Raw genomic sequence first — 23,994 nt, 5'->3', positions numbered from 1 at the left:
TTTTGCGCTGGCCTCAGGCTTTTCGTGCTTGCCATATACCCTGCCACGGCGATTGACTTTCCAACTTCCGTTACCGATGATCTTGCGCCCTTCACAGCGTATGCCTACCAAGGAGAAACGTCTTGCAAGCGAGCGTACTTGATATCCAGGGGATTCATAAATCCTTTGGGAACAATCAGGTCTTGCGTGGCATTGATATGCGTATCAGTGCTGGCGAAGTCGTCGTATTGATGGGCGCCAATGGGGCAGGCAAGTCGACCCTGGTTAAGGTACTTAGCGGCTACCACGCAGCCGACCACGGCCAGATGCAGCTTGCCGATATGCCCTACCACCCCCACGATGCGCGTGAGGCGATTCACCAGGGCGTGGTGACCGTACATCAATCCATCGATGACGGCGTCATCCCCGACCTGGACGTGGCCAACAACCTGATGCTGGATCGACTAGCCTCCGGCGCGCACGGCTTATGGGTCAGCGCCAAGAAGCTTCGTCAGCAGGCAAGCGAAGTTGCCGATGCCATGGGGCTGGATATCGATCTGAACGCCCGCGTTGCCGATCTTTCGGTGGCTGACCGGCAGATGATCAGCATCGCCAGAGCCATGGCCCACGCCCCCAGACTTTTGATTCTGGATGAGCCGACCTCGTCACTCTCCGCTACCGAAGCCGAGCGCTTGTTTACGGTGATCGACCGTTTGCGCGCCCAGGGCGTGGCGATTGTGTATATATCGCACCGCATGTCCGATATCAGGCGCTTGGCGGATCGCATCATCTGCTTGCGCGATGGGCAGATATCCGGCGTATTTGATCAAGCGCCGCTGGATCTCACCGCCGCCGTGCATGCCATGCTGGGTCAGGCGATCAATAATGCCGATATTGAGCCGGCAACACCGGGCGCGCCTATCCTGACGCTACAAAATGTCGAACTGACTCAAGGCGCGGCGCCGGTCAGTTTGAACGTGGGTGATGGCGAAGTTGTCGCGTTTACCGGCCTGCTGGGCAGTGGGATGTCGGCGCTTGTCGAGACCCTGTTTGGGCTGCGCTCTTTAAGCAGCGGTACCATGCAGGTCGATGGTCAGCCCTATGCGCCCGCCAATGTACGCGAAGCGCTTGCCCGGGGCGTGTTCATGTCGGTAAAAGACAGAGCGACCAACGGCGTGATTGGGGATTTCAATATCGCCGACAATATGACGCTGCCGTTTTTAAAAGCCTTTACCCGTGGAGCGTTTCTGAGTGCCCGCCAGCAGCGCGCCAGCACAGAGCAAATGATTGCCCAGTTGGGGATTGTCTGCCAATCCCACGCGGATGCGATTGGCACGCTTTCCGGAGGCAATCAGCAAAAGGTCATGATCGGACGCTGGCTTCAATCGCCCAGCCGCGTGTTACTGCTGGATGAGCCCTTTCAAGGTGTGGATATCGGGGCAAGGCAGGATATAGGCCGCCATATCCGGGCAACCGCCAAAGGGCGCGCAACGCTGGTGTTTGTTTCTGAACTAGACGAGGCGATTGAAATCGCTGACCGAATTATTGTGTTACATGAAGGAGCCATTGCTGGTGAGCAATCCAACCGAGATATCGACCTCAACGTCCTCGTCGCCCAGGCCTCCGGAAAAGCCTAATGCTAGCGCCGCGAAAGCTCGCTGCCTGGAGCTAGCCATTCGCTACGGTTTCTTGCTTCTGCTGGTAGCGCTGGTGGTTTACTTCAGCCTGGCGGCCTCTGGCTTTGCGAACCCGCGTTCGGCGGTATTTGTACTTCAGTCTGTGGCGATTACCGGTATTCTGGCGCTGGGCGTGACCACCACGCTAGTGGTGGGCGGGTTTGATCTATCCATTGGTGCCGTGGCCACCACGTCGTTGATGCTGGCCGCGTACTGTATGGTCGTCCTCGAACAGCCCGCCTATGTGGCCGTGGCTGTGTGTCTTTTGATGGGGGCTTTCATCGGGCTTATTAACGGTCTTCTGATCGTCAAGTTCCGCATCCCTGACCTGCTGGCCACCCTGGGCATGATGTTTTTGCTGATTGGCCTTCAGCGCATTCCTACCCAGGGCAACTCTATCGCCACCGGTATGTCGCTGGCCGATGGTTCCACCGCAGAAGGCACGTTCTCGGCGGCGTTTCTGTGGCTAGGCAGGCACCGGTTTGACCTTATTCTGGAGCGTTTGATTCCGGTGCCGGTGGTGGTGTTTGTTCTGATTGCGGTCGCTATTTGGCTGTTTCTGGGCTTTACCCGTCACGGCAGGCTGATGTATGCCATTGGCTCCAATGAGCGTGCGACCGCTCTGGTGGGCGCGCCGGTGGAGCGCTACAAGATCGCGGCGTACATGATTTCTGGTGTTACCGCCTCGATTGGCGGTATTTTGCTGGCCGCCCGTTTAGGCCGGGGCGATATTGCCAGCGGCAATAACCTGCTGCTGGATAGCGTGGCCGCCGCGCTAATTGGCTTTGCCGTACTAGGTGCTGCACGCCCCAACGCGTTTGGCACTGCCATGGGCGCACTTTTTGTGGGGATACTTCTTCAAGGCATGACGATGATGAATGCGCCCTACTACACGCAGGACTTTGTTAAAGGCGCGGTATTGGTGGTGGCACTCATGTTCACCTTTTACCTCTCCTCACGGCGTGGCCAATCAGGCCGTTATTAATAACGCTTCAACGCTAAAAATGTTAACAACCGGGACACCGCTATGCTTAAACACCTTGTACTTAAAAACATTGCACTTAAACACCGTATGCTCAAACGTTTTGCGGTCAGTTTTACCGCCGCCATGGCGCTACTGGGAACGAGCCTTGCAACGGCCGAAGAGCGCCCGGCACCCTTTGATGCGCCGGAAGATGTCACCATCGCGCTTATCCGCTATATCTCCACGGGCGATTTCTTTCAAGCCTATCTGTCGGGTGTAGAGGCGCAAGCCGCTGCGCTGGGCGTGAACCTGCGCGTGCTGGATAGCCGCCAAGATGCGGCCCTGCAGGCAGATATGGTGGACCAGGCTATCGCGCTCGGCGTAGATGGCATCATCATTCAGCACGGGCTGCCGGAGTCCATGAAAGATGCCGCTCAGCGCGCCGTAGAGGCGGGCATTGATGTCGTCGCATTCGATGTGGAAGTGGATAACCCCGCCATCCCGCAAGTCGAGCAGTCCGATTATCTGCTGGGCGAGTTAGTGCTTAACCAGGCGCTACAGGATAACGGTGACAGCTTTACCGCAGGCTATGTTTACGTGCCTGGTATCGCGCCGCTTGATCGCCGCAACGCCGCTTGGGAAGATTTTAAAGAAGCTCACCCAGGTGTGACCGAAGCCGCAGTTTTTGGCACCCTGGATAACCCGATCGCCAACTCGGTTGCCAATCAGGCCCGCGCGGTGATTCAGGCCAATCCGATGATTAATGTGTTCTTCGCGCCCTACAATGAGTTTGCAGCGGGCGTGAAAATAGCCGTGGATGAAATGGGTCTGGGTGAGGATATCGCTATTTATTCAGCCGATATCTCCACCTCCGACATTGCCGCCATGCGTGAGCCCGGCTCGCCCTGGGCCGCAACGGTTGCCACCAACCCAACCGTGGTGGGCGAAGTCTCGGTACGTACGCTAGCGCTATTAATGGCCGGTGAAGAGCCCAGCCAGCAGGTTATCGTGCCGCCCACGCTGATTACTCAGGACTTCCTGAACGATAACGCCATCACCAACATGGAGACGCTGGGTGAAAATATGCCGCAGTTCTCCCATGCTGAGGTAGTACTGGCTGATTGGCTGACCCTGCCTGAGCGTTAATCCTGGACAGTGGCAAACCAGCCATTCAAAAGCTATGCAACGTTGGAACTGGTAGCGGGCTTTTTTATGGTTACACGGAGGCGGGTTCAATCAGAACCCGCCTACCTTCTAAGCGTACATGTTCAGCTTGAAACAATCTTGCCTGCCAGTCCTTCCGGTTGCATCGTCTCCTTGGGCTGGAAATGGATGACCGAACGGATCGATTTGCCCGCGTGCAGCAAGTCGAAGGCGGTGTTGATCTGATCGTGCGTCATATTGTGGGTAATGTAGGGGTCGACATCGAAGTCGCCGCGTAACCATTCATCTACCATCCCCGGCAGCTGACTGCGCCCTAGCACACCGCCAAATGCAGAGCCACGCCATACACGCCCGGTCACCAGTTGAAAGGGTCGCGTAGAAATTTCTTCTCCCGCGCCCGCCACGCCGATCACCGTACACTCACCCCATCCTTTGTGGCAGCACTCCAGTGCCGCACGCATTACGTTGACATTGCCAATGCATTCAAAGGAGTAATCTGCGCCGCCATTGGTCATTTCGACGATGACTTCTTGGATGGGCTGCCTGAAGTCGGCGGGATTAACGCACTCCGTTACGCCCATGTCCCGTGCCAGCGGGAACTTGTTGGGGTTGGTATCGATACCGATAATACGGCCAGCGCCGACCATTTTGGCGCCTTGAATTACCGCCATGCCCACCGCGCCTAAGCCAAAAACCACGACGGTCGCGCCAGGTGTGACCCTAGCAGTATTGCGCACCGCCCCCATCCCGGTCGGCACCGCGCAGCCCATAACACTTGCCTTGGCAAGTGGCGCCTCTTTAGCAATTTTTGCGACCGCAATTTCAGGCAGTACCGTGTATTCGCTGAAAGTACTGGTCCCCATATAGTGATGGATCATCTTCCCTTTGTAAGAGAACCGCGAGGTGCCGTCAGGCATCACGCCGCGCCCTTGTGTCTCGCGAATCGTCTGGCAAAGATTGGTTTTACCCGACTTGATATAGGGGCAGTTGGGGTCTTCGGGCGTGTAGAGAGGAATCACATGATCCCCGGGCTTAACCGATGTAACACCACGGCCCACTTCCTCGACGACCCCTACGCCTTCGTGACCGAGCACGGCAGGGAATAGCCCTTCGGGGTCGCGCCCTGAAAGCGTGAACATATCCGTATGGCAGAGGCTGGTGGTAACAATGCGGACCAGCACTTCACCGTCTTTGGGGCCTTCCAGGTCGATTTCTTCAATTTCCAGTGGGCGGTTCGGCTCCCATGCAATCGCGGCGCGCGTTTTCATTTTCTCTCCTTTTACTTGAGCTAAAATGATACGTTATAACGTTTTGTTAAATTACCCCAGCGAGTACTCCGGTCAAATCAAGACAGAGTTCACGGTAATCAGGCCTCGAAAGAGTAATACCCATGAAAAATGACAAAGCCAATAACATCCCAGGGATCACAGCAGCCGAAAACAGCGACCGTGTACATCTCATCATTTATCCGGGGTTTAAAATCATGGAGACCATCGGACCGCTCAGCGTATTCACCTACGCCAACAAACGCTTGGCCGAGCGAGGCGATCCGCGACGTTACAAGGTGACGCTGGCCGCCCCACAGCCTGGCGTGATTGCGTCGGAGACGATGGTGCCACTTCAAGCACAGAGCGGGCTGCCTGAAAACGGCCCGTTTTCAACCGTAATGGTGGCAGGCGCTGCCGATATCGAAAAAGCACTCACCAACCAACCTGCACTTATCGATTGGTGTCGCCGTCGGGCAGATGATGTTCAGCGCTTCGCCGCGCTATGTACCGGGTCATTTTTTCTCGCTGAAGCGGGGCTTCTTAACCGCCGTCGTGCGGCAACGCACTGGCACTATGCGGCCCTGCTACAGCAGCGTTTTCCCGCGTTGCAGGTAGATGCCGATGCGATTTTTGTGCAGGACGGTCGTTTCTGGACTTCCGCCGGGGTGACGGCCGCGATTGATCTGACGCTGGCATTTGTCGAGCAGGATTTTGGACGCGATCTGGCGCTGGGCGTAGCGCGCGATCTGGTGGTTTATCTCAAACGCCCGGGTGGCCAGTCGCAATTTAGCGCCGCCCTCACCAGCCAAATGACGGGTTCGCCCAGTATGCGCGAGTTACAGAGCTGGCTTATCACTCATCTTGATAAACCTTTAAAGCTTGCAGATATGGCCGCCAAGGCGGGTATGAGCCCCCGCCATTTCAGCCGCACGTTTCTTGACGAGTTTGGCATGACGCCATCGGCCTGGCTTGAAAACGCCCGTTGTGAACGCGCCAAGTCGCTGCTGCTCGACACAGCGCTGCCCATGAAAAGCATTGCCTGGCGCGCAGGATTCAGTTCCGACGAACAGATGCGCAAGGTATTTTCTCGTCGTTACGCGCTGACGCCTACCGCCTATCGGGCACGCTTTAAAACCGCCCGCACGCCCCTATCGCTTCATTGATTACGATCATCGCATCACCACTGCCATTCGCTGCGCGCGACGGCGTTGTGAGCATGCAGGCTCTCTGCATGCACGACCTTGAGTTGAAATCCCGCGACCCAAGGCATTTTGCGCAGCGTGCTATCCACACGCTTGGCGGCATCTTCACAAAACATCAGGTTTTGGCCATTGGCGAGGGCGAAGGCCTGTTCATCGATACGCTTCACCGCCGTCTGCAGCGCGGTGCCCAGGGCGTTCTCTACCCGGTCGATGGTAGCTTCCAGCGGCAGTGTGTCGCCACTTTCTGGTGACAGATGCAACGAGCAGGTGACGTCACTTCGCTGACTATGGGGAGTTGCCAGTATGCCCTCTTCACTACCGAGCCAAGCCGATACCGCTGACCTCGTCAGTGGTATTTCTTCGAAGTCTTCTTCAAAAGCTTGCTGAATGAGCTGTCGGGCTAACGCCGCCGAGCAGGGGCAAGTCGATGAGTAGCCTATTTTAATATCCAACTGCGCTTGGAAACCCGCGGGGGTCAACTGGCAATGTAACGAGAACGGGTAGTTTTTCCATCCTGCGAGCGGGCTAATTAACGCGCTGCGCTTAAGAGGCATATTGCCCTCAACACTGAGATACGCATGCTGGGACAGTCCGCCCTGGCCCTTTACAAATGCGTTCAATACCGTGTGAACGACAGGCAGTGTCAATGTCTCATTCTCTAGAGCATCCAGCGCTAGATATAAGCGCGACATATGGATCCCCCGGGCGCCCGGCTCATCAAGGCTGACGCCCGCATTTACCGTCACGTTAAGCGTCATATCGTTTAAGCGAATGGGCAGCGCGATACCCTCCATCCCTACCCATGATAAAGCGCCTGATAGCGTCGGCCTTTGGCGTGCAATATCGGGTAACGTCACAGCGGTCATTAGGCACTCTCTTTAGAGGTTTGAAAAAAGCGGTACATCTCAGCCACGCTCTCCGGCGACACGTTCTGCGTGATGAAAACAAATCGGGAAACTCGATCACTCACGCTGCCTATGGGCAGCTCTGCAGGCGGGTGAAAGATATGTTGTACGCCGTGTAACGCCAGCGGTGACTCCCTGTCGGTAAGATGCACTACCGCTTTGATACGCAACATTTTATCGCCCATCAGCGACATCAATATATCCAGCCAGCTCTCTAACGTGTCGGGGTGGATTGGCTCTTCAACGCTAAAGCAAAAGGCATTGATACTATCGCCGTGCGATGTGCTGTCGGGCTGGGCCGCGTTCAACAATGAATGCTCACTCAGCGAAAAAGCAGCACCGGCGTGCTGATCGGCGGGCTGGATTGTATAACTGCCCGCCTTTAGCCACTGGTCAACCTGGTAGCCCGCCTGTTCACTGCGATAAAGCCCTGCGCCGACCAGGAGGCTGGCGGAAAGCTCGCCGTTAATTACCTGCCACTGCTCGGCCGTAGGGTTAATTCTCGCGAGCTGGTTGGCCAGGGTAGATACCACGTTTTGCTCGGCCAAGTCAGTTTTGGTGAGTAACAGCTTATCGGCGATGGCTACTTGCTGCTGCGACTCGCTATGGGCGGTAAGCGTTGCTGCGCCATTGACTGCATCAACACAGCACACCACGCTATCAAGTTTAAAACGATGCGCTAGCCAGTGATCGGTCATCAGCAACTGCAGTATGGAAGTGGGCGCTGCCAGGCCCGTGGTTTCGATCACCACGCGTGAGGGAAAAGGCTTATCTTGTGCCTGAATATCTTCCAACGCTTGCTGTAGCGTACGACTAAGATCGCCGCGCAGCGTACAGCATAGGCAGCCGCTGCTCATTTCGATAACGGCTTGCTCATCGCTATGGGTGATGAGCAGGTGGTCCAGCCCAATATCACCAAACTCATTGATAACCACCAATGTATTACGCATTGACGATTGGTGTACCCAACGATTGAGCAGCGTGGTTTTGCCGCTTCCCAAAAAACCGGTAAGCACGTTAATGGGAATGAGCGAGGGTGTCGTCATAACGGGTTACTCCCACCTTGCTTTGCGGTAATGATTTTCCTGGCTTTCCTGACGCTCTTTCGCCTCAATACATAGCCGCGCAGTGGGTCGGAACAGCAAGCGGGCAATACCAATAGGCTCGCCAGTCTCGTCACAATAGCCATAGTCGCCGTTATCGATCCGTCGTAAAGCCGCATCGATATTGTTCACCAGGCGGCTTTCCCGGTCGGCCTGGCGTAGTGATAGACGTAGCTCCTCTTCAAACGAGGCCTGATCGGCTTCATCGCTGTCACGTTCGTGAGAAGCGATTGCCTCTTTCATTTCCTTTAAATGCGCTTGAATTTCATAGCGCTCATCCAGCAAGCGCTGGCGAAAAAAAGCCAACTGCTCGTCGTTCATATAGTCGCAGGCAGGCATGGCCAATATCTTGGCCTTCTGCACTTTATCCGGCGACTCACGCTGTGTTAATGCCGTGGTAATTGGCTTATTCATACATATACCTTGCGCTATAAATTACGTTATAACATACCGAAATATAAAAATTTAACGTTAATAGCGACCTGACTCACTAGCTAAACGCAACACTGTGTCAGTAATCGTTTTAAACGAGCGGAAAATTGCTACTACCTAAAACTCATTATGGATAGCCTTATAACCCTGCACCAAATCATTGTTGGTGCGAGCGACATCCTCGGAAAACGCACTCGCTTCGCTGGGCACCTGGCTTAAACGCGTCAAATTGGTATCGGGGCCAATTCGCTCAGTAGAAGGAACATAAAAGTTCGCTGGCAGTTGGCAACCATCGACCACCGCGTTGTAGCGCACTACGCAGCCATCGCCAATCTGGCAATTGAAAAGTACGCTGTTAAAGCCGATGAACACGCCACTACCCACCGTGCAGGGCCCATGCACAATAGCGCGATGGGCAATCGAGGTACGCTTACCTATCGTTACGCTGGCCCCCGATTTGGAGTGGATCACAACGCCATCTTGAATATTGGAGTGCGCACCGATCACCATCGGATCAATATTTCCATGCGCATCCATTTCATCGGCTCTGATCACGGCGTAGGGCCCAATGAATACATTCTCTTCCACGATGACCAATCCACAAATGATAGCCGTGGGATCAATAAAAGCACTGGGATGAATCGTTGGCAGGTCACCACGTGGATTTTTCCTAATCATTGGTCACTTATCCTTATTTATCATAAAGCAGGGGAAGTGTTGAGGCAGACCAGATGGGGCTTACGGACTACAGCAAGGGGACTCAAATATGCTGAAACCAATCTCAGCCAAAACGCTTATTGTTATAGTATAACATACCAAATAAATATAACGAATGCTCTCAATCGTAACGTTACCGGGACAGGGATATTTACTGGGCAGGCTGCGCAATCAGCAACTTGAACGTCTCGTCGTACGCCTTCCTTATAAAAACACCCCCTGCGTTAGAGGGTTGTCCAACGCTAGGGGGCAGCTCATCGGGCGATTGCGGCTTTTTTATAGCACGTCTTTTATAGAATGCCGTTTATAGAACATCCTGACGGTTATACGCCTGAGCCAGTTCAATAAGCGCAGGTACCTCACGAGCCGCGTCTGGGTTCATTATAAGCGCCTGGCCCATCAACACATTACGGGCTTCTAGCCGGGCGCGCAGGGCAGTGTCTTCGATCTCTTCGAAGTCCGCGTTATGGGCCAGTGACAGCACCCGGCGGTGCATCTCGATACCGCAGTAGGCCAGCGCATCCAGGCGAATCTCATCCAACAGCGCATCGCAGGCGTCGTCCGCACTGTTGCCCTGCTCTTCAAACAGCGTCCTGGGGAACAGAATGCCGGTGCGCTCGGTTTGCCATAAGTAACGGAACTCGGCATCAAAGCTTGTGAAGCACGCCTCGATGACGTCGAGAATCCACGCCTGGTAAGCAGCCAGATCGTTATCCTTTCTGTGGGCAGGCTGACTAAAGTACGCCATCAGGAAGTTGGCCACGGCCATTCCCAGATCAAACGCCATCGGCCCGTACTGGGAAAACTCAGGGTCGATCACGCGCACGTCGGTATCGGTCGCCATGATCGAGCCCGAGTGCAAATCACCGTGGAGCATGGTTTCAGTGTTGGCAGTGAACTTCATCAATAGCCGCTGAACCTTGGCTTTTAAGCGCACATTGCGGCGCAGCTCGTCCACCACTGGCGAAAGTTCCGGCGTGTGGTGGTTCATCTCGGCGCCGTAATAAGGGTCGGTGAACACCAATGATTCGGTAATCGCAGGAATCGCCACGTTACCCGAAAACAGCCCCACATCCTGCTTCTTCTCTGGGCTTGGCAGAGAAAGCTCCGAACCGCGAAACGCCGTGCGCGCACAAAACTGGCCGATGGTCTCCCCCAAGCGAGCCACGCGCTCACCTTTAATCAGCTTACGGCGCAAGATCGTGTGCGGGTAAAGATACTCCATCACAAACAGGGCCTGGGGCTTATCGAAATAAAACACCTCCGGCGCAATGTTGGGGGCACGCTTGGCCTGGCGCACCAGGGCGTAATACTCAAAATGGGCGCGGTAAAGCGGCAGCGGCCAGCTTTCGCCCACCATACGAACGTAGGGCAGCGCCTGCTTGACCACCACGCTACCTGCTGTGCCCGTCACGATAAACACCAGGTTCAGGTTGCCATCGCCCACCTCACGCATTTCCCAGCTCGCGGGCTCGCCGCCTACCCGGCTGGCTACTTCGTGTACATCACCCAGCCGCGTTGCCAGCGTATCTACGGATAACGCTTCATAACGCAAGGCCGCTTCTGATTGACCGTTTTCCACAGCGTGCTCCTCAAGCAAATTTTTTGGGTATTTGTCATCACCTGAGAGCCAATGTCAAATAGATACCAGCGCCTATCGGCTGCGGCTACCTCGCCGACCACCTTAATACCTGCTCATATCAAACTGTTCATATCAAAAACCTAACACCCTGTGCGGCAAGAGGGCTGCGCAATCGGTCGGGGAGCGCCACGTCGGTAATCACCGCGTCATAATCGGCTAGTTGCCCCGCCGCACAGCGCAGCGGTAAATCAAACTTGGTGCTATCCAGCACCAGAACGCGAAAGGCTGCATTAGCCAACAGCGCTTCACGGGCCATAACCTCATCGTCGTTATAGTCGAAAAGGTTGCCGTGAGCATCCATGCCGCCTACCGAGACAATGCCTACATCCGCCCGGTAGCGTTGAAAAAAGCGCCACGCGTCGCCACCAATCACGTCCTGGTCCCGGCGACGTACCCGGCCACCCGCCACTACCATCTCACACTCCATAGCGGATAGTTTGATAAGCGCATGAAGGTTATTGGTCATGATATGCAGGCCCTTTTTATCGTGCAGCGCGTCGGCGAGCTGCTCAACGGTGGTGCCGGTACCTAGAAAAAGCGACTGATGGTGCTGAATCAGCGAAGCGGCCTGGCGCGCAATATGGCGTTTTCCGGTTTCGTTAACGATCTGGCGCTGGTCGTAGCCGATATTTTCACGGTCGGGAAACGGCAGCACCTCGCCGTGGCGACGCAGCACCATCCCCTTCTCGGCAAGAAAGCGAATATCGCCGCGCAGCGTTTGTACTGACACCCCAAACTGACCGGCCAGCGCCTCCAGCGAATGGCGCCCCTCCTGGCGCACCCGATCAAGCAGCGCTCGGCGACGCTCGTTTAAGCCTTTCATTCCGCACTCATCTCCCTCTTTTTTATTAACGAAAGGCTTTCCGGTGTTTACGAAAGCTTTCCCCCTTCAAACGAAAGGGTACTGTCACGATGTTGTAAGGTGATGACAGTAGTGTGAGCAGGGTCAACTCACTGGAGACTTTCTGATGCTTAAGCGCTCACTCTGCACCGCCATTGCTCTTACCACCACGATGGCAAGTTTGGCTCTTTCGGCAAACGCCGTTGCCGACGACAAACTCGTGCTCTACACCAGCCAGCCCAACAGCGATGCCCAGCAAACGGTCGATGCCTTCCAGGCAGCCTATCCGGATATCGAAGTGGAGTGGGTACGCGACGGCACCACGCGGTTGATGACCCGCCTGCGCTCCGAGCTTTCCGCCGGGGTCAGTAACCCGGATGTGCTGCTGATCGCCGACAGCATGACCATGGAGTCGTTAAAGCAGGAAGACCAGCTTCAGGCGTATTTGAGCCCTCATCGTGAAGCCTTTGATGCCGAGCTTTTTGACCCCGAAGGCTTCTACTACGGCACCAAGCTGATCACCACCGGTATCGTGTATAACACCGGCGCTGACGAGCAGCCGCAAAGCTGGCAAGACCTACTCAAGCCCGAATATGAAGGCTTAGTGACCATGCCAAGCCCGCTTTACTCGGGCGCGGCACTGATCCACATGGCGGCGATTAGTGAAAACCCTGACTTGGGTGAAAGCTATTACGATGCACTACATGACAACCGCACCGAGGCACAGGGTGGCAACGGCGGTGTGTTCAACGCAGTGGCGGCGGGCACTAAGCCTTACGGCATCGTGGTGGATTTCCTACCCATCCGCGAAGCGGCCAAAGGCTCGCCGGTCGAGTTTGTCTTCCCTGAAGAGGGTGTAAGCGCGGTCACCGAGCCCGTCGCTATTATGGCAGGCGCCAAGAACGTTGATGCGGCACAGAAGTTTGTCGACTTCGTACTCTCGGAAGAGGGCCAGCAGTTGGTCAGCGAGCAGGGGTATCTGCCTGCCCACCCCGGTGTTACGCCGCCAGAAGGCTTCCCCGCCCGCGACACCATCGAGCTGATGCCTGTTGATATCGCCCAAGCGCTTGAGCAGGAAGAAGCCCTGAAGCAGCGTTTTAGCGACCTGTTCGGCGGCTGATCATGTCACCGAGTCTTACCCAAGGCAGCCAGCACCGCTGGCTGCTTACCCTTTTGACGCTTACCGTCGTCCTGCTGAGTCTGGCGCCTAGCCTACGTCTTTTAGTAGAAGCGTTAAGCGATCTGACTCAAGGGGGCGATGCGCCACTATGGCGTGTGCTCCAATCAGCGAGTACCTGGCGAGCGCTGTGGCACAGCCTGTATACCTCGGGGCTAGGCATGCTGATCGCCCTTGCACTAGGCAGCCTGTTTGCGTTCGTGATCACCCTCACCGACATTCGCGGCAAGGCGTGGCTGGTGTTCTGCTTTATGCTGCCGATGATGATTCCACCCCAAGTCACGGCACTTAGCTGGCTTCAACTATTTGGCCCGGCAAGCCCGTTACTCAAAAGCATCGGCATGGCGCCGCCGTTGGGCAGCCCGCAGCCGCTCTACTCGGCGGAAGGCATCGCGCTGCTGTTAGGTATTCAAAGTGCCCCGCTGGTGTTTCTAGCGCTGCGCACCTCGCTACTTTCTCTGCCCCGCGAGCTGGTCGAAGCCGCCCGCATCAGTGGCGCCCGGCAAAACCAGGTATGGCGGCATATTGTACTTCCCGTGACGAGAAGCGGCCTAGTCGCAGGTGCCGCCATGGCGTTTATCTCCAGCCTGGGTAACTTTGGCATCCCGGCCATGCTGGGCATTCCGGCGGGCTACTATGTACTGCCTACGCTGATCTATCAGCGCATGGCCAGTTTTGGCACCGGCGTACTAGCTGAGATGGCGGCCCTTTCGCTGCTGATTGGCGTGCTGGCGCTGGTGGGTGTGGCGCTTCAACAACATTGGATGGGCCGCAGCCGTTTCGGGCTGGTGGGGCATAGCGGGCGCGCCCATGATTTCTCACTCGGCCGCTTTCGTGCGCTGGTCACGGTGCTGCTGGTCATCGTGTTGCTGGTCATTCTTGTCGCTCCGCTGGTGGCGCTGGTAGTCAGCTCGCTGGTGCCAGCCATGGGCGTACCGCTTAATGCCGATACCGCCACTCTAAACGCCTACCATGAAGTGATTGGCCGCCAGGGCGCTACGTGGCGCGCCATGCGCAATAGCTTCTGGCTTGCCGGTGGCGCAGCCGTGGTGCTCATGCTGTGCAGCCTGCCGCTGGCCTACCGCCTCCAGCGGCTTCCAGCGCGCCTGCAAAACCTGACACTGAGTATTATCGAGCTGCCTTACGCCCTGCCCGGCGTGGTACTCGCGATTGCCTGCATTCTGCTGTTCGTGCGGCCACTGCCCATTATCAACGTCGCACTATACGGCACGCTGGGGCTGATCTTCGTGGCTTATCTGGCGCGTTTTCTGGTGGTGTGCCTAAAGCCGGTCAGCGCAAGCCTTGCCCAGTTAGATCCTTCGCTTGAAGAAGCCGCCCAGCTCGCCGGTGCCGGCCCTTGGCGCCGCCTTGCCACTATCGTGATGCCGCTGATTGCGCCCGCGCTGTTTGCCGGTGGACTGTTGGTATTTCTGCTGGCCGTCAACGAGCTGACCGTTTCGGCGCTTCTATGGAGTGCGGGCAACGAAACCCTGGGCGTGCTGATTTTCAACCTTGATGAAGGCGGCGAAAGCGTTCTGGCCTCAGCGGTATCCGTGCTGGTCGTGCTGATGGTCGCTTCACTCATGCTCTCGCTTAGCCTTCTGGCCCCGCGTTTACCCAAAGGAGTCGTGCCATGGCAGGGCTAACCCTCAAGCAAGTCACCAAGCAGTTTGGCGAACACAACGCCGTGGATGGGCTTTCATTAACGGTTGAACCGGGCGAGTTTGTCGCCCTGCTCGGCCCCAGCGGCTGCGGAAAAACCACCATGCTACGTATGCTGGCCGGGTTCGAGCAGGTCAGCGGCGGTGAAATCCATCTGGGCAATCAGCTTCTAGCGAGCGAGCAGCACCACGTGCTCCCCGAGCAGCGCAATATGGCCATGGTGTTCCAATCCTACGCGTTGTGGCCGCATATGAGCGTGGCCGATAACGTCGGCTACCCTCTTAAACTACGCGGCGTGCGCGGGGCGGATTATCAACGCCGCGTTGAGCAGGCGCTTGCTCTGGTGGCACTTGGGCCCTACGCCCAGCGCACACCGCAGGATTTAAGCGGCGGCCAGCGCCAGCGCGTGGCACTCGCCCGCTGCTTGGTCACCGACCCGTCAGTAGTGCTTTTGGATGAGCCCCTAGCGAACCTGGACCGCCACCTGCGCGCATCCATGGAGCATAGCTTTGCAGATTTTCACCGCCGCACCGGCGCTACCATGGTGTACGTCACCCATGATCAAAGCGAAGCCATGGCGCTGGCCGACCGTATCGCGGTGATGCAGGCGGGCAAGCTGGTGCAGTGGGCCACGCCCGAAACGCTCTACCGCGAACCGCGCACATCCTGGGTGGCAAGCTTTATCGGCCAGGGCAGCCAGTTAATGATAAGCACCGGCGCACCGGGCAGGCGCCTCAGCGGCAGTGAGCTGATGCAAGGGCTGACGTCTCCCGCTTCCCAACGCCATCAGGCAGTGCTGGTGCGCCCGGAGCATATTCAGGTGCATCCCGAGGCGCCCAGCCAGCAGGATTTAACCGCCCGCGTCGAGCGCCAGACCTTTCGTGGCGAGCGCTATGAGATTCACCTGCGCATGAGGGATGGCGCAACGCTGCTCGCCTATCATCCCCACGCGCTCAAAGAGGGCCAGCAGGTGGCGCTAACGCTATTGGAAGGCTGGTGTCTGGAGCCCGACCAATGAACGCCAGCATCAACATATTAAGCGGCCTGGGCGATAAAGGCCCTGCAGCCATGGTGGTGGAAGACAACGGCAAGCGGCTTCTGTTGGATGCAGGCGGCGCGCTGCACCCGGGCGAGCCAATTACCTGGGCTCGCGGGCTTGATGTCGATGCGGTGATTATCAGCCATGACCATATCGATCATATTGGCGGCGTCAGCGAGCTACCCGCGTCGCTTCCGCTTTACTGCACGCCGCTGGTTGCTCAGGCACTTCCCAACGGGCGCGCCTGGCAACCGTTGCCCGAGCGCGGTACCTGCCAGATTGCCGGTATTCCGGTGACCACCGGCCAGGCGGGCCATTCGTTGGGCGGGGTATGGATTCACCTGGATGTCGAGGGCGGCATTTTCTACAGCGGCGACGCCTGCTTTGAGTCCCGGCTATTTCCGTTTGATACGCCGCCACCGGCGCGCATTGCGCTACTGGACGCTTCTTATGGCACCTACGATCAACCCCAGCAGGCATGTGTGGACGCCATCAGCGAACACTTGTGCCGCCCGCTGGTTTTTCCGGCACCTGAATCAGGCCGAGCGCTTGAGATGGCGCTCTGGCTAGCCGAAGAAGCGGATGCTCGCGGGCTGCCGCTCGCCATTGATCCGATTATTCGCGCCAACCTGCAAACCCTACTGGCGCTCCCCACGACGCTTCGCCGCTCCCATTCGGATGACAAAATAGAAGCGCTTCTGGGGCGCCCCGATGCTTCCCAGCCAAGCCTCAAGCTGATTAGCGACCGGGACGACACCGCCGCCACGTGGCCAGGCTTTCACCTGCTGCACACCGGTTATCTGACGCCTTCGCGCTGCGCCGAGCTTACCGCTGGCGACATCCTCTGGCAGCGCTGGAATGTGCACCTACGCGCCTCGCACCTGGTTGCGCTTGCCGATCAAGTAAACGCCGAACGTGTGGTGCCGCTGTTTACCCACTTATCCGAACCGACTCTTAGCGCCTGGCGCGCGTTACTCGGTGCGCGCCTCGCCACGCAAAAGATGCTGTTTTTAAATACTCACGCCTTGAATAACAGGAGCCTTGCATGACCCACGCCGTGATTGTCGATGTTGACGGTACGTTAGCTGAATTTCACCCCACGAAAGTACACGAATGGGTGTTAGGCCCTGCCAAGCAGTGGGACCCCTTCTTTGCGTTTATGGCCGAAGCGCCAGTGATCGAACCGGTCGCCCGGCTGGTGAAACTATTGAAAGCCCAGGGCCAGCAGATCATCATTTGCAGCGGCCGCCCGGACACTCACCGCGAACATACCCACGAATGGCTGACGCGCAACGCCATCCCGTTTGACGCCATGTACCTGCGCCCGGATGGCCATGACCACGTGGACGATGAAGCCGTCAAAGAAGCCCTGCTCAGCATCATGCGTGAAGACGGTTTTGAGCCCTGGCTGGTGCTGGATGACCGCGATGCAGTCGTTGCTCAGTGGCGCGCTCTAGGCCTTACCTGCCTGCAATGCGCCCCGGGTGATTTTTAACCAGGCGCGCTAAGCCTGCAGCTACATTACTAAAACGCCTCTGCTGCTTTATCCTGATCGTTTAATATCCCAATCTGACTCCTTCTGCTTTCTCCGCTACCCAGCACTTGGCTCTGGGTAGCGGCACGGGCGTTGCTTTTCAAGCATCAAAATATGTTATAACATAACAATAAATAAAAACGCCGTCTCTTTTCCCTCCCATTTGGCTAAAGGCGACGTTTACGTTGGTGGAACAACTTATTTGGGAATTTTCATGAACCTCATTCGCTCAATGCTGGTGGCGGTATCCGGCCTATCAGCCGGCTATGCCATTGCTGACACGACAGCTGACACGACGGGCTATCCGCTAACGCTGGATAACTGCGGCAAGCAGATTAGTTTCCCAGCAGCGCCTAACGGTACGGTCACCATTGGTCAGTCGGCGACCGAGATTCTATATGCCTTGGGGATGGGCGATCAAGTGTTGGCCACGTCCGTATGGTTTACGCCGGTGTTGCCTCCGTTTAGCGAGCTGAACGCCTCCGTTGAACGCATCGCCGATAACGACCCAAGCTTTGAGTCAGTGGTCAATAAGCGCCCCGAGCTTGTGGCCGTGCAGTACGAATGGCATGTCGGTGCCACGGGCAGCGTGGGAACACGTGAGCAGTTCGACGATCTGGGGATCGCCACATACATTATGCCCGCCGACTGCGATACCAAAGACAACACTACCGGAGGCGACGGCATGCGTACCGCGGCCTTTTCGCCTGATCACGTCTACAAGGGCATTGCCGAGCTTGCCGAAATCTTCGATATGCAACCGGCTGGGGAAGCGCTGATTGAAAGCCTTGAAACCCGTGAAGCCGACGCGGTGGCTACCGCCGCCCAGCTTGATCTACCGGACGATCTTTCCGCCGTGTTCTGGTTCTCTTCGCCGGATACCGGCGTTGCCCCCTTTGTCGCAGGTCAGCTGGGCGCACCCGGCTATATGATGAAGACGCTGGGAATACGCAACGTCATCCAGTCGGATGAGGAGTGGCCCACCGTCGATTGGGAAACCATTGCCCGCGCCAACCCGGACGTGATCGTCATCGCACACATGGACCGGCGCCGCTACCCCGCTGACGATGTGGCCGCCAAGCGTGCATTTCTTCAAAGCGACCCTGTCACACGTGAAATGCAGGCGGTTCAAAACGGCCATATCATCGAGATGGATGCCCACGCCATGAGCGCAACGATGCGCACCATTTTCGGTCTCGAAACGTTAGCGGATGCCCTGTCGGGAATGTCCTTCGAACGATGAGTACGGCATCTGCGCTAACCATACGGCCACGCTTTCAGGTTCGTGGCCACTGGTTCTGGCTGGCACCACTGATTCTTTTCTCGGCGCTAATCGCCGGAACCGCGATTGGCGAGACGTCGATACCTGTGGAAACGGTGCTCAAGGTGCTCGCTAACCGGCTGTTGGGGGCAAGCTATCCTGTCGACCGAATCGATGCCGGGATTATCTGGAGCTACCGGCTTAGCCGCGCAGTCGTCGCCGCGTGCTGTGGTGCCGGGTTGGCGCTGTCCGGGGTCGTGCTTCAGGCGCTGCTGCGCAATCCGCTGGCCGACCCTTACCTGATGGGGATTTCCGCAGGTGCGTCGACCGGCGCTGTCTTGGTTGCCGTTGCCGGGTTTGGTGCTGGCGTCGTTACTCTCTCGGCAGGGGCCATGGTCGGGGCCATCGCGGCGTTTGGGATGGTGGTTATACTCGCCTACGCAGCGTCGGATAGCCGGGGCAGCGGAACACAGGCATCCAGCGCAATCATTCTGGCCGGTATTGCCGGGTCGAGCCTGTTTAATGCGTTGACGGCGTTTATCATCGCCAAATCAGCCAGCGCCGAGCAGGCACGTGGCATCATGTTCTGGCTGATGGGGAATCTTTCCGGCGTTCGCTGGGACAACGCCCTTCTTGCCGTACCCACCGCGCTTGTCGGCCTGCTGATCTGCCTCTGGTATCGACGAACCCTGGACGCCTTTACCTTCGGCACCGACAGCGCGGCGTCCATGGGCATTCCCGTGCGCCGTGTGCGGGGCATTCTGATCGCCACCGTCGCGCTGATGACCGCCGTGATGGTTTCCATGGTAGGTGCCATCGGCTTTGTGGGGCTGGTCATTCCTCATGCCATGCGTTTTCTAACGGGGAGCCGCCATACCCGCTTGGTGCCCGCATCTGCCTTGGCGGGCGCGGTATTTTTGATCGGCGCTGATGTGGTGTCCCGCGTGCTGGTTGCCGGGCAGGTACTGCCCATTGGGGTCGTCACGGCACTGGTCGGCGCGCCGGTTTTCGCTTTGATACTAATTCGCGGAGCAAGATCACGATGAAACTCGCGGCCGAACATGTGAGCTGGAAAGTTCAGGGGCGTACGTTGCTGAAGGATGTCAGCTTTGAAATTGCCGCTGGTGAAACCTTTGGGCTGATCGGGCCGAACGGCTCGGGAAAAACGACACTGCTACGCCTGTTTGCCGGCCTTCAAAAACCCAAAGTGGGGCGTATCCGGGTCGGCGAGCAGGATATGGGCCGTATGCGCCAGCGCGACATCGCACGCTCGGTGGCCCTGGTCGAGCAACAGGCCAACACAGCCGAGCGCATCAGTGTTCATCAGGCCGTATCGCTCGGCCGGACACCCTTTCTTTCGCCGTTTCATCCGTGGTCCGAGGAGGATGAGGCGATCGTCTCACACGCGCTGGCGGATGTGGGTATGCAGTCAATGGCTGAGCGTCTCTGGCATACGCTTTCCGGCGGCGAGCGCCAGCGCGCCCACATCGCCAGAGCCCTGGCCCAGCAGCCTAGCGTATTACTGCTGGATGAGCCCACCAACCATCTGGATATCCGCCACCAACTCTCGATTCTTCAGCTGGTCAGGCAGCTCCCCATCACGGTGGTGATTGCTCTGCACGACCTCAATCAAGCCATGGACTGCGACCGTATTGGAGTGATCGAAGGCGGGCGACTGGTCGATCTGGGGTCGCCTCGGCAAGTGCTAACGTGTCGTCGGCTGCGCCAAACCTTCGGCGTGCATGCCGACATTCTTGAAGACCCCATTGGGCAAGGGCAAATCATGCGCTTTCGCCAAGCCGTTTAAAGCACGCTATTTGCTGAGCTTCTTGCACCGCTGCTCGGCCCGTTTAATGGTGGCGATTTTTTCGGGCCGTTTCATGGATTTCCAGTGGCGGATCTCCTCTATGCTTCGCCCACAGCCGGTGCACATGCCGCCCTTCAACTGACAGGCGGATATGCAGGGGCTATCGATTTTCTTGGCCATCAGTGCCTCACACTTCGCGCGCGCAGACGGCGCTGCCAGTCACCACCATGGGCGCGCTGGCACGCCTGTTCACTATCGAAGTCGATGTGCGGCGTGATGCTATCCAGCACCACACCCGCCTCAGCCAAAGCGCTGGCCGTGAAGTCATGCAGGCGCTGTTTGGCATCGCCCTTTAGCGCTGAGGCTAAATGGGCATCGGTATCAAATACCCAGATAACCACCAGGCTTTCGGGGAAGTGCTGGTAGTCCACGCAGTGAGTTAACCAGACGAACCCAACCACCTCGACCTTGGCCTGCTCACAGACTTCAGTCAGCGAAGCAACAAGCTGGCGCTCCAGCTTGCCGCGTTCCCGTTTAGCAATCATTCAACCACCTGACGTAACAAATAGAATAATATAACTATGTTATAACATTTTAAGAAAGAAGAGGCGCGTTTGCCCGCCGCTGCCATGCCAGCAGCACCATAGGCAGTAACGAAACAGGAATCAGCAGCGCATTGAGCGTTGCCCAGCCTAGGGTGTTAACCAACGGCCCCGCCAGTAGCGCCGTCAAGGCCGCCGTACCGAATACCAGAAACTCGTTGGCCGCCTGAGTGCGTGCCTTATCTGCCGGTTGATAGCTTTGCGTCAATAACCCGGTGGCGGGCAGGAAGGTGAAATTCCAGCCAAGCCCCAGCAGGATCAACGCAGCGTTAAAGCCCGCTAGCCCGGCATCAAACTGTGCGGCAATTGCGCTTGCCACCAGCAGTAAGCAGCCAGCGCTAATCATGCGTGGGGCACCAAAACGAGCCGTCAAATGGCCGGTAAAAAATGAGGGCAAGAACATGGCAACCACATGCCACTGAATAGTAGTGGCGACATGGTTAAAGTTGTGCCCGGCCCCTTCCATCGCCAGCGGTGTTGCGGTCATGGCCAGATTCATCACGCCGTAGCCAATGGCCGCCGCGCTAACGGCCAATAGAAAACCGGGCTGGCGCAGGATAGCCGACAAGGGCTTTTTCTCCCCCTCTACTGCCTGCACAAAAGCGACCGGCAACCGCGTACAAAGCAATATGCCAAGTGCCAACACGTAGAGCACGCCCAGCCCGACAAAGCTGCCCAAAAACGGCGTCTCGCTCAGCTCGCGGCTAAAGCGGGCAAGCCAAGGGCCCGCAAATGCCGCCAACACCCCACCGCCCATCACTAAACCAAGCGCTTTATCACGCAGTGCCGTGGGGGCTGCCTCAAGGGCCGCAAAGCGGTAGAGCTGCCCAAAGCCAATGCCGATGCCAATCAGCCACGTCGCCAGCAGGAACAGCCCAAAACTTTGCTGGCGTAGCGCTGCAATGGCCACGGCTGTACCTATCAAGCCGATAAGATTGCCCAGCACAAACCCACGTTTACGCCCCAGCCGCCCCATGATCAGCGAGGCGGGAATGGTGGCGCACATCAGCCCCAGCCACTGGCTGGCCACTGGCACAGTGGCCCAGTTGGCGGTAGGTGCCAGCGAGGCGCCAATGAGGGGCGACACGGCGATCAGCAGGATATTACCGCTGACCAACAGCGCCTGACACAGCGATAACAACGTAACGGTTAATGGCATGGCGATGGCTCCAAAGGCGTAGGCACAAGAGTAGGCGTGAGGGTAGACGCAAGGGTAGAGGTAGACTTAGCCGCCGCGCCAAAGCGCTGACGATAAACAGAAGGGGAAACACCGTAGTAACGTTGAAACTGGCGGCGCAACTGCTCGGCGCCGCCCAGGCGCCAACGCTCAGCTAACCGCTCAAGAGATACCGTTTGATGCTCATCCAACAGCGCCAAACGCGCCTGCTCCAAGCGTAGCTGGGTCAAATAAGTAACCGGCGTCGTGGCTAAGTGGCGCTTGAATAGCCGGGTAAGGTGACGTGGTGATACGGCCATTAAGGCCGCCATACTTTCCAGCGAATGTGCCCCGCCAGGGTCGGCATGCAGATGATCCAGCAAACGACGCAACGGGCCAGCACCTTGCTGGTAGCGTAGAAGTTCGCTGAACTGCGACTGCCCGCCGGGGCGATGCAGAAACATCACCAGTTCTCGTGCTACCTGCCCGGCAAGGGCAGCGCCGTGGTCAGCCTCTACCAGCGAAAGCGCCAGATCGATACCGGCCGTTATCCCGGCGCTGGTGTAGCGATCACCGCTTTGGATATACAGCGCATCAGGCTCAACATTAAGCGCGGGGTACTCCTCGGCAAGCTGGTCGGCATGGCGCCAATGGGTAGTGACGCGCTTGCCATCTAAAAGCCCGGCGGCAGCAAGCAAGAAAGCCCCTGAGCAGATAGAGCCTAACCGGCGCACTTGAGACGCCAGCTCACGTAAAAGAGCCAGCACGTGCGGGTCTTGGCGTAACGCCATCACACCGCTGCCGCCTGCAATGAGTAACGTATCCAATGGCAGCCGGTGGGGAAGTTCGGCATAGGTGTGGCTGGCGTACACCGCCAGGCCGCCGTTGGTCATTACCGGCCCAGGTGCATCGGCGACCAGGGTCAAGCGGTACAAGGGTTCCGGGCTTAGCGCGTTGGCGCTGGCAAACACCTGCCAGGGGCCGCTGACATCCAGCAATTGGCAATCGGGGTAAGCCAATAAGGCAATATGGCGCGTCACGTTCTCTCTCCAGATCGTTAATAGGGAGAGTTTCCGCCGAGTTCGACGTGTCGGCAAGGACCATTACCCCACCGATACGGACATTACCTACCCCGGCTGGCTGATCGGCGCTTCCATACGGCGCACGCTGGCCACAAAGTCGCTGAATCGCTCGCCCTGAATCAGCACGTGGTCGCATAGCGCCTGCTCAGCCAGTGCGGCATCGCCTTGGGTAATGGCATCGACAATGGCCTGGTGCTCGCTCAAGGAGTTATGCATGCGCTGGCGAACCTGCAATTGCAGGCGACGATAGGGCTTTAAGCGCTGTTTTAACTGACGAGCTTCGCTGGCTAGAAACGTATTGTGGCTCGCCGCATAAATGCAGTCATGAAACGCTTCGTTTTCGTAGTAGTACTCATCAGTATCGCCCGCGTGTGCCGCTGCTTCACAGCGTTTATGGGCCGCCTGAAGCTCTGCCAGCTCCGGGTCACTAATGCGTCGAGCCGCCAGGCGCCCGCACATGCCCTCAAGCTCGGCCATGACTTCAAACATCTCGATTAACTGGTCGATGCCGACCTTGGCCACAAACGTGCCTTTTTTCGGTGATACGGTGACCAAACCGCTAGCCACCAGTTGCTGGAAGGCTTCACGCACGGGCGTGCGAGAAACATTAAACGTTCGCCCTAGCTCGTCCGGGTCGAGCCGTTCACCTGGCACCCGCCGCCCATTAATAATGTCATCTTCCAACGAGTCCCTAAGCCGTTGAGCGTTGGAACGTTTGCTCTCAGCCATCTGTTCCCCCTTAAATAAGCAGCGTACTTACCGATTTTTATTGTGATGTTCA

General features: G+C 57.4%; 24 protein-coding genes. 12 read left to right on the top strand and 12 right to left on the bottom strand.

All coding sequences use genetic code 11. From position 1 onward, the window contains the following. Positions 1-122: 122 nt before the first annotated feature. Genes INT20_RS07475 through INT20_RS07465 form a run of 3 tightly spaced genes read left to right on the top strand, consistent with a single transcriptional unit; the run spans position 123 to position 3,765 of the window. Positions 123-1,616, top strand: a complete 1,494-nt coding sequence (locus tag INT20_RS07475; protein WP_193056692.1) for a sugar ABC transporter ATP-binding protein — start codon at positions 123-125, stop codon at positions 1,614-1,616. Next, a complete protein-coding gene (locus tag INT20_RS07470; RefSeq protein WP_319643848.1) occupies positions 1,552-2,640 on the top strand; it encodes an ABC transporter permease in 1,089 nt (362 codons plus the stop codon). Before INT20_RS07475 ends, INT20_RS07470 begins: the two co-directional genes overlap by 65 nt. Positions 2,641-2,682: 42 nt before the next feature. Beyond that, complete coding sequence (locus INT20_RS07465) at positions 2,683-3,765, top strand: substrate-binding domain-containing protein (RefSeq protein WP_226912079.1); 1,083 nt, start codon at positions 2,683-2,685, stop codon at positions 3,763-3,765. 122 nt (positions 3,766-3,887) lie between these two features. On the opposite strand, the gene INT20_RS07460 is transcribed toward INT20_RS07465, so the two are convergent. Then, positions 3,888-5,051 carry an S-(hydroxymethyl)glutathione dehydrogenase/class III alcohol dehydrogenase gene (locus INT20_RS07460; protein ID WP_193056691.1) on the bottom strand — a complete coding sequence of 388 codons (1,164 nt, stop codon included), beginning with the start codon at positions 5,049-5,051 and terminating at the stop codon, positions 3,888-3,890. Between the two features lie 122 nt (positions 5,052-5,173). Here INT20_RS07460 and INT20_RS07455 point away from each other — a divergent pair, with 122 nt between their 5' ends. Beyond that, positions 5,174-6,214, top strand: coding sequence for a GlxA family transcriptional regulator (locus tag INT20_RS07455; RefSeq protein ID WP_193056690.1), 1,041 nt, complete (start codon positions 5,174-5,176; stop codon positions 6,212-6,214). A 14-nt stretch (positions 6,215-6,228) separates the two neighbouring features. Here INT20_RS07455 and folE2 read toward each other — a convergent pair whose 3' ends face one another. From folE2 to INT20_RS07425, 6 genes are all read right to left on the bottom strand, one after another. Then, a complete protein-coding gene (gene folE2, locus INT20_RS07450) occupies positions 6,229-7,119 on the bottom strand; it encodes a GTP cyclohydrolase FolE2 (RefSeq protein WP_193056689.1) in 891 nt (296 codons plus the stop codon). Then, complete coding sequence (locus INT20_RS07445) at positions 7,119-8,204, bottom strand: CobW family GTP-binding protein (RefSeq protein ID WP_193056688.1); 1,086 nt, start codon at positions 8,202-8,204, stop codon at positions 7,119-7,121. Before INT20_RS07445 ends, folE2 begins: the two co-directional genes overlap by 1 nt. A 6-nt stretch (positions 8,205-8,210) precedes the next feature. Further along, positions 8,211-8,675 (bottom strand): RNA polymerase-binding protein DksA, encoded by a 465-nt coding sequence (dksA, locus tag INT20_RS07440; protein ID WP_264299226.1) that lies wholly within the window; start codon positions 8,673-8,675, stop codon positions 8,211-8,213. A gap of 135 nt (positions 8,676-8,810) precedes the next feature. Beyond that, the gene (locus INT20_RS07435) at positions 8,811-9,371 is read right to left on the bottom strand and encodes a gamma carbonic anhydrase family protein (RefSeq protein ID WP_193054252.1); all 561 of its coding nucleotides are present in this window, start codon (positions 9,369-9,371) and stop codon (positions 8,811-8,813) included. Positions 9,372-9,714: 343 nt separating this feature from the next. Next, the gene (mtnK, locus tag INT20_RS07430) at positions 9,715-10,992 is read right to left on the bottom strand and encodes an S-methyl-5-thioribose kinase (RefSeq protein WP_193056687.1); all 1,278 of its coding nucleotides are present in this window, start codon (positions 10,990-10,992) and stop codon (positions 9,715-9,717) included. Positions 10,993-11,119: 127 nt separating this feature from the next. Further along, entirely contained in the window at positions 11,120-11,875 is a 756-nt protein-coding gene (locus INT20_RS07425) for a DeoR/GlpR family DNA-binding transcription regulator (protein WP_192527876.1), read from the bottom strand. 145 nt (positions 11,876-12,020) lie between these two features. On the opposite strand from INT20_RS07425, the gene INT20_RS07420 reads away from it, so the two are divergent. The 8 genes from INT20_RS07420 to INT20_RS07385 all read left to right on the top strand — a co-directional run bounded on the left by INT20_RS07420 (position 12,021) and on the right by INT20_RS07385 (position 20,373). Then, positions 12,021-13,013, top strand: coding sequence for an ABC transporter substrate-binding protein (locus tag INT20_RS07420; RefSeq protein WP_087111067.1), 993 nt, complete (start codon positions 12,021-12,023; stop codon positions 13,011-13,013). A gap of 2 nt (positions 13,014-13,015) precedes the next feature. After that, on the top strand, positions 13,016-14,716 hold the full coding sequence (locus tag INT20_RS07415) for an ABC transporter permease (protein WP_193056686.1): 1,701 nt from the start codon (positions 13,016-13,018) through the stop codon (positions 14,714-14,716). After that, positions 14,704-15,750 carry an ABC transporter ATP-binding protein gene (locus INT20_RS07410; RefSeq protein ID WP_192527873.1) on the top strand — a complete coding sequence of 349 codons (1,047 nt, stop codon included), beginning with the start codon at positions 14,704-14,706 and terminating at the stop codon, positions 15,748-15,750. The genes INT20_RS07415 and INT20_RS07410 overlap by 13 nt, the downstream gene beginning before the upstream one ends. Beyond that, positions 15,747-16,820, top strand: coding sequence for an MBL fold metallo-hydrolase (locus INT20_RS07405; RefSeq protein WP_192527872.1), 1,074 nt, complete (start codon positions 15,747-15,749; stop codon positions 16,818-16,820). Before INT20_RS07410 ends, INT20_RS07405 begins: the two co-directional genes overlap by 4 nt. After that, positions 16,817-17,266, top strand: a complete 450-nt coding sequence (locus tag INT20_RS07400) for a phosphatase domain-containing protein (protein ID WP_192527871.1) — start codon at positions 16,817-16,819, stop codon at positions 17,264-17,266. The genes INT20_RS07405 and INT20_RS07400 overlap by 4 nt, the downstream gene beginning before the upstream one ends. A 253-nt stretch (positions 17,267-17,519) precedes the next feature. Beyond that, positions 17,520-18,548, top strand: a complete 1,029-nt coding sequence (locus INT20_RS07395) for an ABC transporter substrate-binding protein (RefSeq protein WP_192527870.1) — start codon at positions 17,520-17,522, stop codon at positions 18,546-18,548. After that, complete coding sequence (locus tag INT20_RS07390) at positions 18,545-19,612, top strand: FecCD family ABC transporter permease (protein ID WP_192527869.1); 1,068 nt, start codon at positions 18,545-18,547, stop codon at positions 19,610-19,612. The genes INT20_RS07395 and INT20_RS07390 overlap by 4 nt, the downstream gene beginning before the upstream one ends. Then, on the top strand, positions 19,609-20,373 hold the full coding sequence (locus INT20_RS07385) for an ABC transporter ATP-binding protein (protein WP_192527868.1): 765 nt from the start codon (positions 19,609-19,611) through the stop codon (positions 20,371-20,373). Before INT20_RS07390 ends, INT20_RS07385 begins: the two co-directional genes overlap by 4 nt. A 6-nt stretch (positions 20,374-20,379) precedes the next feature. Here the strand turns inward: INT20_RS07385 and INT20_RS07380 are convergent, their stop codons facing one another. The 5 genes from INT20_RS07380 to INT20_RS07360 all read right to left on the bottom strand — a co-directional run bounded on the left by INT20_RS07380 (position 20,380) and on the right by INT20_RS07360 (position 23,942). Beyond that, positions 20,380-20,553 carry a DUF1289 domain-containing protein gene (locus INT20_RS07380; RefSeq protein ID WP_087111050.1) on the bottom strand — a complete coding sequence of 58 codons (174 nt, stop codon included), beginning with the start codon at positions 20,551-20,553 and terminating at the stop codon, positions 20,380-20,382. Further along, positions 20,553-20,918: a hypothetical protein gene (locus tag INT20_RS07375; protein WP_087111048.1), complete on the bottom strand. Its 366-nt coding sequence runs from the start codon at positions 20,916-20,918 to the stop codon at positions 20,553-20,555. The genes INT20_RS07380 and INT20_RS07375 overlap by 1 nt, the downstream gene beginning before the upstream one ends. Before the next feature lie 49 nt (positions 20,919-20,967). Next, on the bottom strand, positions 20,968-22,134 hold the full coding sequence (locus tag INT20_RS07370) for an MFS transporter (protein ID WP_192527867.1): 1,167 nt from the start codon (positions 22,132-22,134) through the stop codon (positions 20,968-20,970). Then, positions 22,125-23,171, bottom strand: a complete 1,047-nt coding sequence (locus INT20_RS07365) for a GlxA family transcriptional regulator (protein WP_192527866.1) — start codon at positions 23,169-23,171, stop codon at positions 22,125-22,127. Before INT20_RS07365 ends, INT20_RS07370 begins: the two co-directional genes overlap by 10 nt. 87 nt (positions 23,172-23,258) lie before the next feature. Then, a complete protein-coding gene (locus tag INT20_RS07360) occupies positions 23,259-23,942 on the bottom strand; it encodes a GntR family transcriptional regulator (protein WP_192527865.1) in 684 nt (227 codons plus the stop codon). Positions 23,943-23,994 lie beyond the last annotated feature (52 nt).

Origin of the sequence: Halomonas citrativorans, assembly GCF_014898005.1 — a bacterium.
Taxonomy (GTDB): Bacteria; Pseudomonadota; Gammaproteobacteria; order Pseudomonadales; family Halomonadaceae; genus Vreelandella; species Vreelandella citrativorans.
This window is presented reverse-complemented; position numbering and strand designations above follow the sequence as displayed.